The sequence below is a fragment of the Pseudomonas sp. 1L-B-1-E-C1 genome, assembly GCF_057291835.1.
The window spans coordinates 144446-162317 of record NZ_JBXAWN010000012.1 but is presented as its reverse complement, the minus strand read 5'-3'; the positions used below and the strand labels follow the sequence as shown (position 1 = coordinate 162317).

The following is a 17872-nucleotide window of genomic DNA, read 5'->3' as shown; positions in this document are numbered from 1 at the left end:
TCTGTGGGTCCTTAAAATTCGGTTTCAGTCAGCGCGAAGGCGTTAAACAGTGAAAGCATCTTGCAGCAGTTTTTCCTGCTGCTCGGCGTGCATCGATGCATAACCACAAGCTGGGGCAGCCGACGCCTCACGGCCCGCGTACTCGAGTACGAGAGTCCTGTCGAGGTTGGCGATGCTGCGACGCAAGTGATGCTGGCTGCAGTACCAGGCACCCTGGTTCATCGGCTCTTCCTGACACCAGACGGCATGTTTGACGTTGGTGTACGGAGCCAGGACTTCTTTCAAGTCGTCCTCAGGGAACGGATACAGCTGCTCGATACGCACGATGGCAATATCTTCGCGGCCTTCGGCACGGCGTTTTTCCAGCAGGTCGTAGTAGACCTTGCCGCTGCACAGAACCACGCGCTCGACCTTTTTCGGGTCCAGTGCATCGATTTCCGGGATCACGGTCTGGAACGAACCTTCAGCCAGATCTTCCAGCGTCGAGATGGCCAGCTTGTGGCGCAGCAGCGACTTCGGCGTCAGCACGACCAGCGGCTTGCGCAGCGGACGAATCACCTGACGACGCAGCAAGTGGTAGATCTGCGCTGGCGTGGTCGGCATGCACACCTGAATGTTGTGCTCGGCGCACAGCTGCAGGTAACGCTCAAGACGTGCCGAGCTGTGCTCAGGGCCCTGGCCTTCGTAGCCGTGTGGCAGCAACATGGTCAGACCGCAGAGACGGCCCCACTTGTGCTCGCCGCTGGTGATGAACTGGTCGATCACGACCTGTGCACCGTTGGCGAAGTCGCCGAACTGGGCTTCCCAGATCACCAGCGCGTTTGGCGTGGTGGTCGAGTAACCGTATTCGAATGCCAGCACCGCTTCTTCCGAAAGGAACGAGTCGTACAGGTCGAAACGTGGCTGACCGTCGTACAGGTTCTGCAGCGGAATGTAGGTGCCCGCGTCTTTCTGGTTGTGCAGCACAGCGTGACGGTGCGAGAACGTACCGCGGCCGATGTCCTGACCGGTCATGCGGATCGGGTGACCTTCGAATGCCAGGGTCGCGTACGCCATGGTTTCAGCGTAACCCCAGTTGATCGGCAGGCCGCCGGCTTGCATCTTCTGACGGTCTTCGTAGATCTTCGCGACCTGACGCTGAACCACGAAGCCTTCCGGAATTTCCAGCAGCTTGGCGGACAGCTCTTGCAGGGTCTTCAGATCGAAACGCGTGTCGTGACGCGCAGTCCAGGCGTGGCCCAAGTATGGACGCCAGTCGACGAACAGCTCTTTGTTCGGCTCTTTGACCAGCGATTTCACCACATGCAGACCGTTGTCCAGCGCGTTGCGGTATTCGTCGACCTTGGCCTGGACACGTTCAGCGTCGAGGACACCGGCCTGGGTCAGGCGCTCAGCGTACAGCTCACGGGTGGTGCGCTGTTTGGTGATCTGCTGATACATCAGTGGCTGGGTGCCGCTCGGCTCGTCGGCCTCGTTGTGGCCGCGACGACGGTAGCAGACCAGATCGATCACCACGTCACGCTTGAACTGCATGCGGTAGTCGATGGCCAGCTGGGTCACGAACAGCACGGCTTCCGGATCATCACCATTCACATGGAGGATCGGCGCCTGGATCATCTTGGCAACGTCGGTGGCGTACTCGGTGGAACGCGAGTCCAGCGGGTTGCTGATGGTGAAACCAACCTGGTTGTTGATCACGATGTGCACGGTACCGCCGGTCTTGAAACCGCGGGTCTGCGACATCTGGAAGGTTTCCATCACCACGCCCTGACCGGCGAATGCCGCGTCACCGTGGATGGAGATCGGCAGGACTTTCTCGCCGGTCAGGTCGTTGCGACGGTCCTGACGGGCGCGCACCGAACCTTCGACCACCGGGGAAACGATTTCCAGGTGGGACGGGTTGAACGCCATGGCCAGGTGAACTTCACCGCCGGTGGTCATCACGTTGGACGAGAAGCCCTGGTGATATTTGACGTCACCGGAACCGAGTTCGACCTTCTTCTTGCCTTCGAACTCGTCGAACAGCTCGCGCGGGTTCTTGCCGAAGGTGTTGACCAGTACGTTCAGACGGCCACGGTGGGCCATGCCGATGACGACTTCCTTGGTGCCGTACGAGCCGGAACGCTGGATCAGTTCGTCGAGCATCGGAATCAGGCTTTCGCCGCCTTCCAGACCGAAACGCTTGGTGCCCGGGTATTTGGTGCCCAGGTATTTTTCCAGGCCTTCACCGGCAGTCACGCGCTCAAGCAGGTGGCTCTTGATGTCGGCGGAGTACGTCGGACGACCACGCACGCTTTCCAGACGCTGCTGGAACCACTGGCGCTGCTCGGAATCGGTGATGTGCGTGAATTCAGCGCCGATGGTGCGGCAATATGTCTGCTGCAACGCTTCGTGAATTTCGCGTAGGCTCGCTTCCTCTTTGCCGATGAACAGGTCGCCGGCACGGAAGGTCGTATCAAGATCGGCATTGGTCAAGCCGTAATGATTGATCGACAGGTCTGCAGGTGCAGGACGCTGCCACAGCCCCAGCGGGTCAAGCTGGGCTGCCTGGTGGCCACGCATACGGTAGGCCTGGATCAATCGCAGCACTTCAACTTGCTTCTTCTCGTGCTCACTGCTCACGCTGCCGGCGGAAACCGGTTGGGCGCGGCGCTGGTTCTTTGCCAGCAGCACGAAATGATCGCGAATCGTCGAGTGCGAAACATCAGTGGCAGAGTTGCCGTCGGCTGGCAACTTCTGAAAGTAGGTGCGCCACTCTTCTGGCACAGCGTTAGGGTCGTGCAGGTAGAGCTCATAAAGCTCTTCCACATAGGCAGCGTTTCCACCTGAAAGGTAGGCGCTGTTCCACATGCGCTGCATCACGCTTTCTTGCATGCTTGGTCACCCTCGGTTAGGGGAACACCATCGGTGTCGACACCGAGCAAACTTGCAGAAGTCCGAATGCAGCGACTAAAACAAGCCACCTAGGATCACACTGATAGTCCGGGTACCAGCCCGGATGCCCCTGCTTGTCTCATTTCTTCAAAAGAAGAGCTGCAGCTTATGGCTACGGCTCTGGTTATAGCCATGACGCGGGTTGAAGCCCGCGCCACAGCCTCTACGGTGCAACGGTTACAGCAGCTGAATCACACGCCGCTCGAGAGCAGCATGTTACGGATGTGACCGATGGCCTTAGTCGGGTTCAGGCCTTTCGGACATACGTTGACGCAGTTCATGATGCCCCGGCAGCGGAAAACGCTGAACGGGTCGTCCAGTGAAGCCAGACGTTCGCTGGTCTTGGTGTCGCGGCTGTCTGCCAGGAAGCGGTAGGCTTGCAGCAGCGCAGCAGGACCGAGGAACTTGTCCGGGTTCCACCAGAAGGACGGGCAAGAGGTCGAGCAGCAGGCGCACAGGATGCACTCGTACAGACCGTCGAGCTTTTCACGCTCTTCTGGCGACTGCAGACGCTCGATGGCCGGAGCCGGCGTGTCGTTCTGCAGGTAAGGCTTCACCTTCTCGTATTGCTTGTAGAAGATGCTCATATCGACGACCAGGTCACGGATAACCGGCAAACCTGGCAGCGGACGAACGATCAGCTTGTTACCTTTTACAACGGCAGACAGCGGCGTGATGCATGCCAGACCGTTCTTGCCGTTGATGTTCATGCCGTCGGAGCCGCAGACGCCTTCACGGCAGGAGCGACGATAGGAGAACCCTTCGTCCTGCTCTTTGATCAGGGCCAGCACGTCCAGCACCATCAGGTCTTTACCACCGGTATCGACCTGGAAATCCTGCATGAACGGCGCAGCGTCCTGATCAGGGTTGTAGCGATAAACACTGACTTGCAACATGGCGGTCACCCTTAATAAGTCCGGACTTTAGGTTCGAAAGTCGGAACAGTCTTCGGCGAGAAGTTCACGGCACGCTTGGTGACGCGCTTGTCACCCGGGAAGTACAGGGTGTGGCACAGCCAGTTTTCGTCGTCACGGTCTTCGAAGTCTTCACGGGCGTGAGCGCCGCGGGACTCTTTACGTACTTCGGCCGCGATGGCGGTAGCTTCAGCCACTTCCAGCAGGTTTTGCAGTTCCAGCGCTTCGATACGTGCAGTGTTGAACGCCTGCGACTTATCGTTGATCTTCACGTTGGCGATGCGAGCACGCAGATCAGCGAGCTGAGCGATGCCCTTCTGCATGTATTCGCCGGTACGGAATACACCGAAGTAGTTCTGCATGCAGCTTTGCAGCTCGCGACGCAGGGTGGCAACGTCTTCACCGTCGGTACGGTTGTTCAGCGCGTTCAGACGCGACAGTGCAGCTTCGATGTCGGACTCGGTAGCGTCGTCGTATTCGATGCCATCGGTCAACGCCTTTTCCAGGTGCAGGCCGGCAGCGCGACCGAATACCACCAGGTCGAGCAGCGAGTTGCCGCCCAGACGGTTCGCACCGTGTACCGATACGCAAGCCACTTCGCCTACTGCAAACAGGCCAGGAATGATCTGGTCCTGACCTTCGGCATTCTGGGTGATTGCCTGGCCATGAATGTTGGTGGCAACGCCGCCCATCATGTAGTGGCAGGTTGGAACAACCGGCACCGGCGCAACTACCGGATCGACGTGGGCGAAAGTCTTCGACAGTTCGCAGATGCCTGGCAGACGGCTGTGCAGCACTTCCTCGCCCAAGTGGTCGAGTTTGAGCATTACGTGGTCGCCATTCGGACCGCAACCGTTGCCAGCGATGATTTCCTTGACCATCGAACGGGCAACTACGTCACGACCAGCCAGGTCTTTCGCGTTCGGAGCATAACGCTCCATGAAACGCTCGCCGTGCTTGTTGATCAGGTAACCACCTTCACCACGGCAACCTTCGGTAACCAGTACACCAGCGCCGGCGATGCCGGTCGGGTGGAACTGCCACATTTCGATGTCTTGTACCGGCACGCCAGCACGCAGAGCCATGCCGACGCCGTCACCGGTGTTGATCAGGGCGTTGGTGGTGGATGCGTAGATACGACCTGCACCGCCAGTCGCCAGAACGGTGGCCTTGGCACGGATGTAGGAGGTTTCGCCGGTTTCGATGCAGATCGCGATCACACCAACGAATTCGCCTTCCTGGTTTTTCACCAGATCAACAGCGTAGTACTCGTTGAGGAACGTGGTGCCGGCTTTCAGGTTGCCCTGATAAAGGGTGTGCAGCAGCGCGTGACCGGTACGGTCGGACGCAGCGCAGGTACGTGCAGCCTGACCGCCCTTGCCGTAGTCCTTGGACTGGCCACCGAACGGACGCTGATAGATGCGGCCTTGCTCGGTACGCGAGAACGGCAGGCCCATGTGGTCCAGCTCGAACACGGCAGCCGGGCCTTCCTGACACATGTATTCGATAGCGTCCTGGTCACCGATGTAGTCGGAACCCTTGACGGTATCGTACATGTGCCAGCGCCAGTCATCGTTCGGGTCGGCAGAGGCGATGGCGCAAGTGATGCCACCCTGAGCGGAAACAGTGTGCGAACGGGTCGGGAAAACCTTGGTGATCACCGCAGTCTTGTGGCCGCCCTGTGCCAGCTGCAGCGCAGCGCGCATGCCGGCACCGCCACCACCAATAATGATGGCGTCGAAAGAAATCGTTGGAATGTTAGCCATGAATCAGATACCCCAGAGAATCTGCACACCCCAGACGAAGTAAGCGAACATCGCAACGCCGCATACTGCCTGGAAAAGGAAACGTATCGCCGTTGCGGACTTGCCGAACGCCATTGGCGTCAGGTAGTCGGTCGCGATGGTCCACATGCCGACCCAGGCGTGAGCGCCGAGAGCAACAAGGGCCAGCAGGCTGAAAATACGCATTCCGTTGTGAGCGAACAGTTCATGCCACTGGGCATACTCGAGGCCAGGGTTGGCGACGATGTATCCGATCAGAAAGATGAAGTAAGCCGCGAGAACGACCGCAGACACACGCTGTGCCATCCAGTCATAGAGGCCCGAACGCGACAGGTTAGTGACGTTAGTTACCATATCCAGACTCCTGCCAGAACGATTACCACCACGGAAACGGCGATAACGATTTTCGAGCCCAGTTTGCCGCCTTCCAGCGTCTCACCGATGCCCATGTCCATGATCAAGTGGCGCACACCGGCTACCAGGTGATACAGCAGAGCGGACAGGATGCCCCAAATCACTAGCTTGGCTAGCGGACTGGTCAGACACGCTTTCACCTGACCGAAGCCTTCCTCGGAGCTCAGCGACTTGTCCAATGCATAAAGCATGACGGCAAGGCACACGAAGAGGATGACACCGGAGATACGGTGAAGAATGGACGTGTAAGCAGTGACTGGGAGTTTGATGGTCCTTAGGTCTAGGTTTACAGGTCGTTGGCTTTTCACGGCTTTTTTTTCACACTGAAGAGCCCCTAACAATCAGGGCAAAGTTGTTGGGGAGTGCACTGGTCAGGTAACCACCACCCAGGGATGCGACCCCCAATGAAAGCAAGCCCAAAAGCCCTTGGCGGTCGGTGGCCGAGTATAGACAGTTAGGCTACTAATGACAACGCGTTCACCTACCCCCAATAGCGGATTGCACAAGTTGCATAAAAGGCGTAAATGGCAGGCAATTTCGAGGAAAAAGTCGGCTTAAAGCCTTCTGGAGCAAGACTTTAGGCAAATTGACATTCGAATTTATCTCACTATAGTGGTGCGGGCCCTGCGTGGGGGGTCTGTCTGATGGTTCAAGCATAAATAGGAGGCCACATGGCTGACAAAAAAGCGCAGTTGATCATCGAGGGCGCAGCCCCCGTCGAGCTGCCCATTTTAACCGGCACCGTTGGTCCCGATGTAATCGATGTTCGGGGCCTGACGGCCACGGGCCGCTTCACTTTCGACCCGGGTTTCATGTCGACCGCTTCGTGCGAATCGAAAATCACCTATATCGACGGCGACAACGGCATTCTGTTGCACCGCGGCTACCCGATCGAACAGCTGGCTGAACAGTCGGACTACCTGGAAACCTGCTACCTGCTGCTCAACGGCGAATTGCCGACTGCAGAACAGAAGGCCCAGTTCGTCAGCACCGTGAAAAACCACACCATGGTTCACGAGCAGCTGAAAACTTTCTTCAACGGCTTCCGTCGCGACGCCCACCCGATGGCCGTCATGTGCGGTGTAGTCGGCGCCCTCTCGGCCTTCTACCACGACTCGCTGGACATCAATAACCCGCAGCATCGCGAAATCTCCGCGATCCGTCTGGTTGCCAAGATGCCAACCCTGGCAGCGATGGTTTACAAGTACTCCATGGGCCAACCCATGATGTACCCGCGCAACGACCTGACGTACGCGGAAAACTTCCTGCACATGATGTTCAACACCCCGTGCGAGATCAAACCGATCAGCCCGGTACTCGCCAAGGCCATGGACCGGATCTTCATCCTCCACGCCGACCACGAGCAGAACGCTTCGACCTCCACCGTGCGTCTGGCCGGCTCTTCGGGTGCCAACCCGTTCGCCTGTATCGCCGCCGGTATTGCCGCACTGTGGGGCCCTGCCCACGGCGGTGCGAACGAAGCCGTGCTGACCATGCTCGACGAGATTGGCGATGTGTCGAACATCGACAAGTTCATCGCCAAGGCCAAGGACAAGAACGATCCGTTCAAGTTGATGGGCTTCGGCCACCGCGTCTACAAGAACCGCGACCCTCGCGCGACTGTCATGAAGCAGACCTGCGACGAAGTGTTGAAGGAACTGGGCATCAACAACGATCCGCAACTCGAACTGGCCATGCGCCTGGAAGAGATCGCCCTGACCGACCCGTACTTCATCGAGCGCTCGCTGTACCCGAACGTCGATTTCTACTCGGGGATCATCCTCAAAGCGATCGGCATTCCGACCAGCATGTTCACTGTGATCTTCGCTCTGGCGCGTACTGTCGGCTGGATTTCGCACTGGAAGGAAATGTTGTCGAGCCCTTACAAGATTGGCCGTCCGCGCCAGCTGTACACGGGTTACGAGTCGCGTGACATTACCAAGCTGGAAGATCGCAAATAAGGGTTTTGCTTTTTTGTGATGGGTTAGTGGTGTGTCAGGAACGGCCTCTTATATAGAGGCCGTTTTTGTTGGTGGTCTCAGCGGCCTTCGGGCCGACTGGTTCTTGGATTTTGGGGGCATATCCGTTGCTTCGGGTGCTGCCGCTGGCGGTTTCGCTCTTACAGCGACTCACTTTTCCAAACGCCGAAAAGTAAGCAAAAGGCTTTGCCCCGGCGTACGGCCCGCTCGCTGGGGCTCGGGGTACCTTCGTTACGGGATCGATCCGGGCGCAGCGTCTCCGGTTTGCTTCGCTGCACCTCCTCCCGCTGTGTACGACTGCGTCGTACGGTCGCTGCGCTCCCACACCCGGATCGATCCCGTAACGAAGCCTGCCGAAGGGGCAAAAGATCAAGAGCCGAAGCAAAGCAAAAGCCAGATCAAGAGCCAGATCAAAAGATCGCAGCCTTCGGCAGCTCCTACAGTTGGATCGCGTGAATTCGATAGAAATTGGTTGCCTCGCAGATCGCCTTCGCGAGCAGGCTCGCTCCCACAGAAAAGCAAAGCAGCGCAGCTGCCCGCGGCGAAGCCGCACCACTCAACAATGAGCGTTAGCTCGAGTGCTCTTGATCTTGATCCACAGGCGACGTCGGAAGGCTGAGCGGAGGGATTGATCCGGGCGTGGGAGCGCAGCGACCGTTTGGCGTAGCCAAACACAGCGAGAGGAGGTGCAGCGAAGCAAACCGGAGGCGCTGCGCCCGGATCAGTCCCGGAGCGAAGGAACCCCGAGCCCCAGCGAGCGGGCCGAACGTAGGAGCTAGCGTTTTTTGCTTACTTTTTTAGGCGCTTGTAAAAAAGTGAGTCGCCGTCAGGGCGAAACCCTAAGCCGCCGTTACCGCAGCAACGGATATGCACACTATCCCATGGCAAAAGTCCGATAACCGCCCACAAAAAAACGCCCCGATCTCTCAACCAGGGCGCTTTTTTCAGATCGAACTCAAAACAGATTAGTGCGAAACCGCCCCACTCGCCCCCAACCCGGTCTGCGAACGGACAAACTGCGGGAAGAACAGCGCCCGCTCATTGTCCGCAGCTGCCGACTTGTCAGTAATCGAGAAGAACCAGATCCCCACGAACGCAATGATCATCGAAAACAGCGCCGGATACTCGTAAGGGAAGATCGCCTTCTCGTGATGCAGAATCTGCACCCAGATGGTCGGGCCGAGAATCATCAGGCCAACAGCGCTGACCAGACCCAGCCAGCCGCCAATCATCGCCCCACGAGTAGTCAGCTTCTTCCAGTACATCGAAAGCAGCAGTACCGGGAAGTTGCAGCTCGCCGCGATCGAGAACGCCAGGCCGACCATGAACGCAATGTTCTGGCTTTCGAACAGAATGCCCAGACCAATCGCCAGCACTGCCAGGGCGATGGTGGTGATCTTCGAAACGCGAATCTCATCCTTCTCGTTGGCCTTGCCCTTCTTGATCACGCTGGCGTACAGGTCGTGGGATACCGCCGAGGCACCGGCCAGGGTCAGACCGGCTACCACCGCGAGAATGGTCGCGAACGCCACCGCCGAGATGAAGCCCAGGAAGATGCTGCCGCCGACCGCATTGGCCAGGTGCACCGCCGCCATGTTGTTGCCGCCGAGCAAGGCGCCCGCTGCATCTTTGAAGGCCGGGTTGGTGCTGACCAGCAGGATCGCGCCGAAGCCGATAATGAACGTCAGGATGTAGAAGTAGCCGATGAAGCCGGTAGCGTACAGCACGCTCTTGCGCGCTTCCTTGGCGTCACTCACGGTGAAGAAGCGCATCAGAATGTGCGGCAGGCCAGCGGTACCGAACATCAGCGCCAGACCCAGCGAGAACGCCGAGATCGGATCCTTGACCAGACCGCCCGGGCTCATGATCGCTTCACCCTTGGCGTGCACCTTGATCGCCTCGGAGAACAGCGTGTTGAAGTCGAAGCCGACGTGCTTCATCACCATCAACGCCATGAACGAAGCACCGGACAGCAGCAGCACTGCCTTGATGATCTGCACCCAAGTGGTCGCGAGCATGCCGCCGAACAGCACGTACATGCACATCAGCACGCCCACCAGAATCACCGCAACGTGGTAATCGAGGCCGAACAGCAACTGGATCAGCTTGCCGGCACCGACCATTTGCGCGATCAGATAGAACGCCACCACCACCAGCGAACCGCAGGCGGACAGCGTGCGGATCTGGGTTTGCCCGAGGCGGTAGGACGCCACGTCGGCAAAGGTGTATTTACCCAGGTTGCGCAGGCGCTCGGCGATCAGGAACAGAATGATCGGCCAGCCAACGAGGAAGCCGATCGAGTAGATCAGGCCATCGTAGCCGGAGGTGAACACCAGTGCGGAAATGCCCAGGAAGGACGCCGCCGACATGTAGTCGCCGGCAATTGCCAGGCCGTTCTGGAAACCGGTGATCTTGCCGCCCGCCGCGTAGTAGTCGGCGGCCGAGTTGTTTTTCTTCGACGCCCAGTAGGTGATGTACAGCGTCGCGCCGACGAAGGCCACGAACATCAGGATCGCCGGGATGTTCAGCGGTTGCTTGGCCACCGCACCGGTCAGGGCGTCAGCCGCCCAGGCGCCGGGTGCGAACGCGGCAACGCTCAGAAGAGCCAGTAGACGCCGGATCATTGCTGAGCCTCCTTGAGAATCGCATTGTTCAGGTCGTCGAACTCGCCATTGGCGCGGCGCACGTAGATGCCGGTCAGGACGAAGGCCGAAATGATCAGGCCGACACCGATCGGGATGCCCCAGGTGATCGAGGATTCAGGACTGATTTTCGCCCCGAGCACGTGCGGCCCGTACGCGATCAGCAGGATGAATGCGGAGTAGAGCCCAAGCATGATTGCCGAGAGAATCCAGGCGAATCGTTCCCTTTTCTGAACCAGCTCCTTGAATCGGGGACTGTTTTGAATCGAGAGGTAAATGCTGTCGTTCATTGTTTTTATCCTCGCAGCACAGATTATTGTTGGAACGTAGCTAATGTATGCGGCTGCGGGAGAGGTTCCAGACGACCTTAGTAGTAGATGGCCATGATGTTCTGGCCATTTTCAAGCACACACAAAAACAACTGTGGGAGCGAGCCTGCTCGCGAAGGCGTCCTATCGGTCGATATCGCATCAACCGACAGATCGCATTCGCGAGCAGGCTCGCTCCCACAGGTTTAGCGGTGAAGCTGTTATTTGGTCCAGTCAGCTACGCGATCCGGGTGTTTGGCCACCCAGTCCTTGGCCGCTGCATCAGGCTTGGCGCCGTCCTGAATCGCCAGCATCACTTCGCCGATTTCGTCTTTCGAGGCCCACTGGAAGTTCTTCAGGAACTTGGCCACTTCCGGTGCCTTGGCTTCCAGGCCTTTGCTGCCGATGCTGTTGACGGTTTCAGCCTGGCCATACACGCCTTTCGGGTCGTCGAGGAAGCGCAGTTTCCACTTGGCGAACATCCAGTGCGGCACCCAACCGGTGACGGCGATGGATTCGTTTTTCTTCTCGGCGCGGGTCAGCTCGGCAATCATGCCGGCGCCGGAACTGGCCTTGAGGCTGTACTTGTCCAGACCGTAATCCTTGATCGCCTGATCGGTCTTGAGCATCACGCCTGAACCGGCGTCGATGCCGACAATGCGGTTTTTGAAGGTGTCGTCGGTTTTCAGGTCTTCGATCGATTTGGCTTTGACGTACTCAGGCACGATCAGGCCGATTTTCGCGTCCTTGAAGTTCGGGCCGTAATCGACGACCTGATCCTTGTTTTTCGTCCAGTAGTCACCGTGGGTCACCGGCAGCCAGGCCGAGAGCATGGCGTCGAGTTTGCCGGTGGCCACGCCCTGCCACATGATCCCGGTGGCGACGGCCTGCAGCTTCACGTCATAACCGAGTTTCTGTTTGATCACTTCGGCCGCGACGTGGGTGGTCGCGACGCTGTCGGACCAGCCGTCAACGTAACCGATGTTCAGGGTCTGTTTTTCAGCGTTGGCGAAAGTGGAACTCATCGCAAGCGCCAGAACGGCACCTGCGCCTAAAAGTCGTCGCATCTTCATCGTTTACTTCCCCGAAATGCTGCGCCCGACGGATGCCGGGCATCGTCAACGTATTGTTATGGTGCACAGCGCCCCCATCACGCCGGACCTCACACACCGAACATCAGCCGATTTTTCAAAAAGGGTACTGATGGTTTGATCATCAACCTCAAGCGGCAGGCGACCTGCTCTGTCAGCGACCTCAAGGCAACGAGAAACGACATCAGAAAGCCATTAATCAAGCGAGATTAATTGGCGCCAGACAATCCGCCCGAACTTTGCATGTACAACGCCTGCAAGCCACCTGCCCTTCTGTAAATGCAGGTAACATGCGTCGCTTTGCAGCCACTCGGCCTGACCATGTCCGCGACGTCCCGATTTCCTTTTCTGCCCTATCTGTTCGCCTGCCTGCTCGGGCTGCTGGCCCTTGGCGGTTTCTGGTATGGCGTCGGCCAACCGGTGATCCTGCCGGACGCTGCAACGCCGACGCACAAGCTGCAATGCGCCTCGTACACGCCGTTCGACAAGGACCAGTCGCCGTTCGACGTGCCGTTCAAGTTGCGCCCGGAGCGCATGGACGCCGACCTTGCGCTGCTGGCGACGCGCTTTGAATGTATCCGCACTTATTCGATGACCGGCCTCGACGCTCTGCCCGATCTGGCGCGCAAACATGGCCTGAAGCTGATGATCGGCGCCTGGGTCAACAGCAATCCGGTGGATACCGAGCAGGAAGTCGAGCTGCTGATCAAATCGGCCAATGCCAATGCCGATGTGGTGACGGCGGTGATCGTCGGTAACGAGGCGCTGCTGCGCAAAGAGGTCACCGGAGCGCAACTGGCGCGGCTGATCAACAAGGTCAAAAGCCAGGTCAAGCAACCGGTGACTTATGCCGACGTCTGGGAATTCTGGCTCAAGCACCCGGAAATCGCCCCGGCCGTGGACTTCCTGACCATCCACTTGCTGCCGTACTGGGAAGACGATCCGTCGAACATCGACGTGGCGCTGCGGCATGTCGCGGATGTGCGTCAGGTGTTCGGCAACAAGTTCGCGCCGAAAGACGTGATGATTGGCGAAACCGGTTGGCCCAGCGAAGGCCGTCAGCGCGAAACCGCCGTGCCGAGCCGGGTCAACGAGGCGAAATTCATTCGTGGATTCGTGGCGATGGCCGAGCAGGAAGGCTGGCGCTACAACCTGATCGAAGCCTTCGATCAGCCATGGAAACGTGGCAGCGAAGGCGCGGTCGGCGGCTATTGGGGACTGTTCGATGCCGATCGCCAGGACAAGGGCGTGCTCGCCGGGCCGGTGAGCAATGTGCCGTACTGGAAAGAATGGCTGGCAGTCGGTGCGTTGATCTTCTTCGGCACGCTGATCCTTGGCGGTCGCGTTCGCAGCACACGTTCGGCGCTGCTGCTGCCGCTGCTCGGCGCCGTCGCTGCTTGCTCGATTGGCGCCTGGGGCGATCTGGCGCGGTTGACCACGCGCTTTGCCGGTGAATGGCTGTGGGTCGGTTTGCTGACCGGGTTGAATCTGCTGGTGCTCGCGCATGCCGCGCTGACGTTGAGCGCACGCAGCGGTTGGCGGTCAGGCGCATTCGATTTCCTTGAGCGTCGCGCCGGCTGGCTGGTCGCAGCGGCCGGTTTTGCCGCTGCGGTGATGATGCTGGAGATGGTCTTCGATCCGCGTTATCGCAGCTTTGCCAGCATGGCATTCGTGCTGCCAGCGCTGGTGTACCTGTGCCGCCCGGTGAGCGTGCCGCGTCGGGAAATCGCGTTGCTGACAATTATCGTCGGCGCGGGGATCGTGCCGCAGTTGTATCAGGAAGGATTGCAGAATCAGCAGGCGTGGGGGTGGGCGCTGGTCAGTGGCTTGATGGTGGTGGCGTTGTGGCGTTGCCTGCGGGTTCGCAACGGCTGAGCAAGAGCAAGATCAAAAGATCGCAGCCTTCGGCAGCTCCTACAGGTGTACGACATGCCACTGTAGGAGCTGCCGAAGGCTGCGATCTGTTCTGTCACGCGCTGCGTGAAGATCTGACCAGACGCAACCCGGCAATCACCACGGCAAACACTGCCAATGTGGTGTTGTACAACGCCAGCGCCGGCAACCCGAATACCAGCGCCAGCACCGCCAGCCACCACCCTGCCCGTCCCGGCACCACGAAAGCCAACAGCGCAACGCCCAGCGCCGCCCAGCCCAGCACCTTGAAATGAATCAGCAGCCCGAGGTTGGAACGCACCACGCACTCCCAGCGGCTGGCTTCGTCTACGCAGATGCCGACCCACTGTCCGTCTTCCATAAAACCATAACGCGCGGCATAACTGGCGGCGAGCCACAGCGGCAACAAAACGAGCAGCACAATCACGGGCAAGCGGTGGGACATGGAGCACTCCAATCTGCGGAAATCGGCGGCCAGCTTAATCTGCCGACCGGCATTCGCAAGCACTAACAACTGTTAACTGTTCAGCGAGCCCTTGCAACGTGTATCGTCCAGCTACTATTACCCCGAATTCCGCCTGTTTGGTGCCGCAGCATGGCACTTTGGCGCGTGGCCGGTGGTCATAGCCTGCGAACTTCAATCGACACCTTCCTCTAAGGGATCTAGTCATGCTCCGTTCCTTGCGCTTCGCCGCGCTGTTCAGCGGCCTTATCTTGAGTGCGTCCGCACTGGCGGTGGATATCGACGCCGCCAGCTATGGCTACCCGCTGACCAACCCGTTCGAGGCGACGATCGCCACGACACCACCGGACCTGCGTCCGGAGTTGCCGCTGGACGACGACATCAATCAAACGGACCGCAGCCTCACCCTGCGCCCGGAGCGTGAATTCGAACTGCCGGACAATTTCTGGGCGGTGAAGAAGCTCACTTATCGCATCGCCACTCAGGACAAACCGGCGCCGCTGATCTTCCTGATCGCCGGCACTGGCGCGCGCTTTGACAGCACGCTCAACGAATACCTGAAGAAGTTGTATTACAAAGCCGGCTATCACGTCGTGCAGTTGTCCTCGCCAACCAGCTTCGACTTCATCAGCGCCGCTTCGCGTTTCGCCACCCCGGGCGTGACCAAGGAAGACGCCGAAGACATGTATCGCGTGATGCAGGCAGTGCGGGCACAGAATCCGAAGCTGCCGGTCACCGAGTATTACCTGACCGGTTACAGCCTTGGCGCCCTCGATGCCGCGTTCGTCGCGCATCTGGACGAGACCCGCCGCAGCTTCAACTTCAAGAAAGTCCTGTTGCTCAACCCGCCGGTCAACCTGTACACCTCGGTGACCAACCTCGACAAACTGGTACAGACCGAGGTCAAGGGCATCAACAACAGCACCACGTTCTATGAACTGGTACTGACCAAGCTGACCCGCTACTTCCAGCAGAAAGGCTACATCGACCTCAACGATGCGCTGCTGTATGACTTCCAGCAATCCAAGCAGCACCTGACCAACGAACAGATGGCCATGCTGATCGGTACTTCGTTCCGCTTCTCGGCGGCCGACATTGCCTACACCTCGGACCTGGTCAACCGTCGCGGCCTGATCACCCCGCCGAAATTCCCGATCACCGAAGGCACCAGCCTCACGCCGTTCCTCAAGCGTGCGCTGCAATGCGACTTCGACTGCTATATCACCGAACAGGTTATTCCGATGTGGCGCGCGCGCACCGACGGCGGCAGCCTGCTGCAACTGATCGATCAGGTCAGCCTGTATGCGCTCAAGGATTACCTGCACGACAGCCCGAAAATCGCCGTCATGCACAACGCCGATGACGTGATCCTCGGCCCTGGCGACCTGGGCTTCCTGCGGAAAACCTTCGGTGATCGCCTGACCGTTTATCCACTGGGCGGCCACTGCGGCAACCTTAACTACCGCGTCAACAGCGACGCCATGCTGGAGTTCTTCCGTGGCTAAATATCTCCTGCTGATTGCAGCGTTCCTCTGTGCAGGCGTGGCCCAGGCCGACAACAGTAAAGCCGATGCACCGGTGGTGGTCGACAGTGACGGCTTCAAGGAGCCGCTGACCAAACTCAAGTTCAACCCGGGCTTGGACCAGCGCGAGTTCGAGCGCTCGACGCTCAATGCGCTGAACGTCTACGACCCGTTGGAATCGTGGAACCGCCGGGTCTACCACTTCAACTACCGTTTCGATCAGTGGGTGTTCCTGCCGGTGGTCGATGGCTATCGCTACATCACGCCAAGCTTTGTGCGTACCGGGGTGAGCAACTTCTTCAACAACATTGGTGACGTGCCGAATCTGGTCAACAGCCTGTTGCAGTTCAAGGGCCAGCGCTCGATGGAAACCACCGCGCGGCTGCTGCTCAACACCACGATCGGCATCGCCGGCCTGTGGGACCCGGCGACCGCCATGGGCCTGCCGCGCCAGAACGAAGACTTCGGGCAGACCCTGGGGTTCTATGGCGTGCCGGGCGGCGCGTACTTCGTACTGCCGATCTTCGGCCCGTCGAACATACGCGACACGGCAGGTCTTGCCGTGGATTACACCGCCGACACCGCGATCAACTTCCTCAATGTCGCGGAAGTCAGCTCCAACCATCCGGAAGTCTGGGCACTGCGTGCGATCGACAAGCGCTACCAGACCAGCTTCCGCTACGGTCAGATGAACTCGCCGTTCGAGTACGAGAAAGTGCGTTACGTCTACACCGAAGCGCGCAAGTTGCAGATCGCCGAGTAAATCGGCTGCCGCAAAACACTGTGGGAGCGAGCCTGCTCGCGAACGCGGAGTTTCAGTCAACATCAATATTGACTGAACTACCGCATTCGCGAGCAGGCTCGCTCCCACATTTGTTATGTGTTGCTGATTAACCCTTCAGCGCTTTCCAGATCTTGCCGACGACCGAAACCACTGCCAACACCACCGCGCCGGCAATAATCCCCGCAACACCATTGAGCAGCATTGGCACGGCGAACCCGGCGCTGCCCGCCGCTGCGCCAACGCCTTCGATCCAGTGATGCAGCACCGGCACGCCATGGGTGAGGATGCCGCCGCCGACCAGGAACATCGCCGCCGTGCCGACCACCGACAGGGTTTTCATCATGTACGGCGCGGCACTGAGAATGCCGCCGCCGATCTTTTTCGCCATCTGCCCGGGTTTCTGCGTCAGCCACAGCCCCAGGTCGTCGAGTTTGACAATGCCCGCCACCAAACCGTAAACGCCGACGGTCATGACAATGGCGATGCCGGACATGACGACCACTTGCTGAGTCAGCGAGGCATCCGCCACGGTGCCAAGGGTGATGGCGATGATTTCTGCCGAGAGAATGAAGTCAGTGCGGATCGCGCCTTTGATCTTGTCCTTCTCGTACGCCACCAGATCGGTAGCCGGGTCGGCGACAGCCTCGGTCAGCTGTGCATGGCCGGCTTCGTCTTCCTCTTTGCTGTGCAGAAACTTGTGCGCGAGCTTCTCGAAACCCTCGAAGCACAGGTACGCACCGCCGACCATCAACAGCGGCGTCACCATCCAGGGCACGAAGGCGCTGATCGCCAGCGCCGACGGCACCAAAATCAGTTTATTGACGAACGAGCCCTTGGCCACCGCCCAGACCACGGGAATTTCCCGCTCGGCGCGCACACCCGAAACCTGCTGGGCGTTGAGTGCCAAGTCGTCACCGAGCACGCCGGCAGTCTTCTTGGCGGCCATTTTCGTCATCAATGCAACGTCATCCAGAACGGTGGCGATGTCATCGATCAGCACCAGCAAACTGCTTCCTGCCATGAATCCTGTTTCCTTCTGTGTATGAATGTTGCCAAGCATAACGCGACCGCCGGCCACAGGCTGCATTGTTGAGCGCCGCTCAAGGCCGGTGCTACCATGCGCCACCGCCAGAACAGGCAAGG

14 protein-coding genes are annotated in these 17872 nt (G+C 59.1%); 4 read left to right on the top strand and 10 right to left on the bottom strand.

The window, feature by feature from the left end; genetic code table 11:
- Positions 1 to 42 precede the first annotated feature (42 nt).
- The 5 genes from AC0Z4S_RS21200 to sdhC form a co-directional block, all read right to left on the bottom strand.
- On the bottom strand, positions 43 to 2874 hold the full coding sequence (locus AC0Z4S_RS21200; RefSeq protein ID WP_123418772.1) for a 2-oxoglutarate dehydrogenase E1 component: 2832 nt from the start codon (positions 2872 to 2874) through the stop codon (positions 43 to 45).
- 251 nt (positions 2875 to 3125) lie between these two features.
- Entirely contained in the window at positions 3126 to 3830 is a 705-nt protein-coding gene (locus AC0Z4S_RS21195; RefSeq protein WP_016773675.1) for a succinate dehydrogenase iron-sulfur subunit, read from the bottom strand.
- A gap of 11 nt (positions 3831 to 3841) precedes the next feature.
- Positions 3842 to 5614, bottom strand: coding sequence for a succinate dehydrogenase flavoprotein subunit (gene sdhA, locus AC0Z4S_RS21190; RefSeq protein ID WP_042607585.1), 1773 nt, complete (start codon positions 5612 to 5614; stop codon positions 3842 to 3844).
- A gap of 3 nt (positions 5615 to 5617) precedes the next feature.
- Positions 5618 to 5986, bottom strand: coding sequence for a succinate dehydrogenase, hydrophobic membrane anchor protein (gene sdhD / locus AC0Z4S_RS21185; RefSeq protein ID WP_008049683.1), 369 nt, complete (start codon positions 5984 to 5986; stop codon positions 5618 to 5620).
- The gene (sdhC, locus tag AC0Z4S_RS21180) at positions 5980 to 6354 is read right to left on the bottom strand and encodes a succinate dehydrogenase, cytochrome b556 subunit (protein ID WP_325719133.1); all 375 of its coding nucleotides are present in this window, start codon (positions 6352 to 6354) and stop codon (positions 5980 to 5982) included. Before sdhC ends, sdhD begins: the two co-directional genes overlap by 7 nt.
- Positions 6355 to 6717: 363 nt before the next feature.
- Between sdhC and gltA the strand changes: the two genes are divergently transcribed.
- Positions 6718 to 8007, top strand: a complete 1290-nt coding sequence (gene gltA / locus AC0Z4S_RS21175; RefSeq protein ID WP_217863979.1) for a citrate synthase — start codon at positions 6718 to 6720, stop codon at positions 8005 to 8007.
- A gap of 983 nt (positions 8008 to 8990) precedes the next feature.
- Here the strand turns inward: gltA and AC0Z4S_RS21170 are convergent.
- The 3 genes from AC0Z4S_RS21170 to AC0Z4S_RS21160 all read right to left on the bottom strand — a co-directional run bounded on the left by AC0Z4S_RS21170 (position 8991) and on the right by AC0Z4S_RS21160 (position 12048).
- Positions 8991 to 10649, bottom strand: a complete 1659-nt coding sequence (locus AC0Z4S_RS21170; protein WP_471880370.1) for a cation acetate symporter — start codon at positions 10647 to 10649, stop codon at positions 8991 to 8993.
- Positions 10646 to 10957, bottom strand: a complete 312-nt coding sequence (locus AC0Z4S_RS21165; protein WP_253500472.1) for a DUF485 domain-containing protein — start codon at positions 10955 to 10957, stop codon at positions 10646 to 10648. Before AC0Z4S_RS21165 ends, AC0Z4S_RS21170 begins: the two co-directional genes overlap by 4 nt.
- Positions 10958 to 11196: 239 nt before the next feature.
- Positions 11197 to 12048: a glycine betaine ABC transporter substrate-binding protein gene (locus AC0Z4S_RS21160; protein ID WP_485624462.1), complete on the bottom strand. Its 852-nt coding sequence runs from the start codon at positions 12046 to 12048 to the stop codon at positions 11197 to 11199.
- A gap of 297 nt (positions 12049 to 12345) precedes the next feature.
- Here AC0Z4S_RS21160 and AC0Z4S_RS21155 point away from each other — a divergent pair, with 297 nt between their 5' ends.
- Positions 12346 to 13941, top strand: a complete 1596-nt coding sequence (locus tag AC0Z4S_RS21155; RefSeq protein ID WP_485624461.1) for a glycoside hydrolase family 17 protein — start codon at positions 12346 to 12348, stop codon at positions 13939 to 13941.
- 94 nt (positions 13942 to 14035) lie between these two features.
- On the opposite strand, the gene AC0Z4S_RS21150 is transcribed toward AC0Z4S_RS21155, so the two are convergent.
- Positions 14036 to 14404 (bottom strand): hypothetical protein, encoded by a 369-nt coding sequence (locus AC0Z4S_RS21150; RefSeq protein ID WP_485624460.1) that lies wholly within the window; start codon positions 14402 to 14404, stop codon positions 14036 to 14038.
- A gap of 224 nt (positions 14405 to 14628) precedes the next feature.
- Here AC0Z4S_RS21150 and AC0Z4S_RS21145 point away from each other — a divergent pair, with 224 nt between their 5' ends.
- Together AC0Z4S_RS21145 and AC0Z4S_RS21140 are read left to right on the top strand one after the other, a co-directional pair.
- Positions 14629 to 15927 (top strand): serine/threonine protein kinase, encoded by a 1299-nt coding sequence (locus AC0Z4S_RS21145; RefSeq protein WP_253500468.1) that lies wholly within the window; start codon positions 14629 to 14631, stop codon positions 15925 to 15927.
- On the top strand, positions 15920 to 16708 hold the full coding sequence (locus AC0Z4S_RS21140; RefSeq protein ID WP_024012144.1) for an MlaA family lipoprotein: 789 nt from the start codon (positions 15920 to 15922) through the stop codon (positions 16706 to 16708). The genes AC0Z4S_RS21145 and AC0Z4S_RS21140 overlap by 8 nt, the downstream gene beginning before the upstream one ends.
- Before the next feature lie 127 nt (positions 16709 to 16835).
- Here AC0Z4S_RS21140 and AC0Z4S_RS21135 read toward each other — a convergent pair whose 3' ends face one another.
- On the bottom strand, positions 16836 to 17750 hold the full coding sequence (locus AC0Z4S_RS21135) for a DUF808 domain-containing protein (protein ID WP_485624459.1): 915 nt from the start codon (positions 17748 to 17750) through the stop codon (positions 16836 to 16838).
- Positions 17751 to 17872 lie beyond the last annotated feature (122 nt).

What these genes read in the sequence shown, in the direction of transcription:
- AC0Z4S_RS21200 (WP_123418772.1), bottom strand. Translation starts at nt 2,874, where the DNA reads ATGCAAGAAAGCGTGATGCAGCGCATGTGGAACAGCGCCTACCTTTCA.
- AC0Z4S_RS21195 (WP_016773675.1), bottom strand. Translation starts at nt 3,830, where the DNA reads ATGTTGCAAGTCAGTGTTTATCGCTACAACCCTGATCAGGACGCTGCG.
- sdhA (WP_042607585.1), bottom strand. Translation starts at nt 5,614, where the DNA reads ATGGCTAACATTCCAACGATTTCTTTCGACGCCATCATTATTGGTGGT.
- sdhD (WP_008049683.1), bottom strand. Translation starts at nt 5,986, where the DNA reads ATGGTAACTAACGTCACTAACCTGTCGCGTTCGGGCCTCTATGACTGG.
- gltA (WP_217863979.1), top strand. Translation starts at nt 6,718, where the DNA reads ATGGCTGACAAAAAAGCGCAGTTGATCATCGAGGGCGCAGCCCCCGTC.
- AC0Z4S_RS21170 (WP_471880370.1), bottom strand. Translation starts at nt 10,649, where the DNA reads ATGATCCGGCGTCTACTGGCTCTTCTGAGCGTTGCCGCGTTCGCACCC.
- AC0Z4S_RS21165 (WP_253500472.1), bottom strand. Translation starts at nt 10,957, where the DNA reads ATGAACGACAGCATTTACCTCTCGATTCAAAACAGTCCCCGATTCAAG.
- AC0Z4S_RS21160 (WP_485624462.1), bottom strand. Translation starts at nt 12,048, where the DNA reads ATGAAGATGCGACGACTTTTAGGCGCAGGTGCCGTTCTGGCGCTTGCG.
- AC0Z4S_RS21155 (WP_485624461.1), top strand. Translation starts at nt 12,346, where the DNA reads ATGCAGGTAACATGCGTCGCTTTGCAGCCACTCGGCCTGACCATGTCC.
- AC0Z4S_RS21150 (WP_485624460.1), bottom strand. Translation starts at nt 14,404, where the DNA reads ATGTCCCACCGCTTGCCCGTGATTGTGCTGCTCGTTTTGTTGCCGCTG.
- AC0Z4S_RS21145 (WP_253500468.1), top strand. Translation starts at nt 14,629, where the DNA reads ATGCTCCGTTCCTTGCGCTTCGCCGCGCTGTTCAGCGGCCTTATCTTG.
- AC0Z4S_RS21135 (WP_485624459.1), bottom strand. Translation starts at nt 17,750, where the DNA reads ATGGCAGGAAGCAGTTTGCTGGTGCTGATCGATGACATCGCCACCGTT.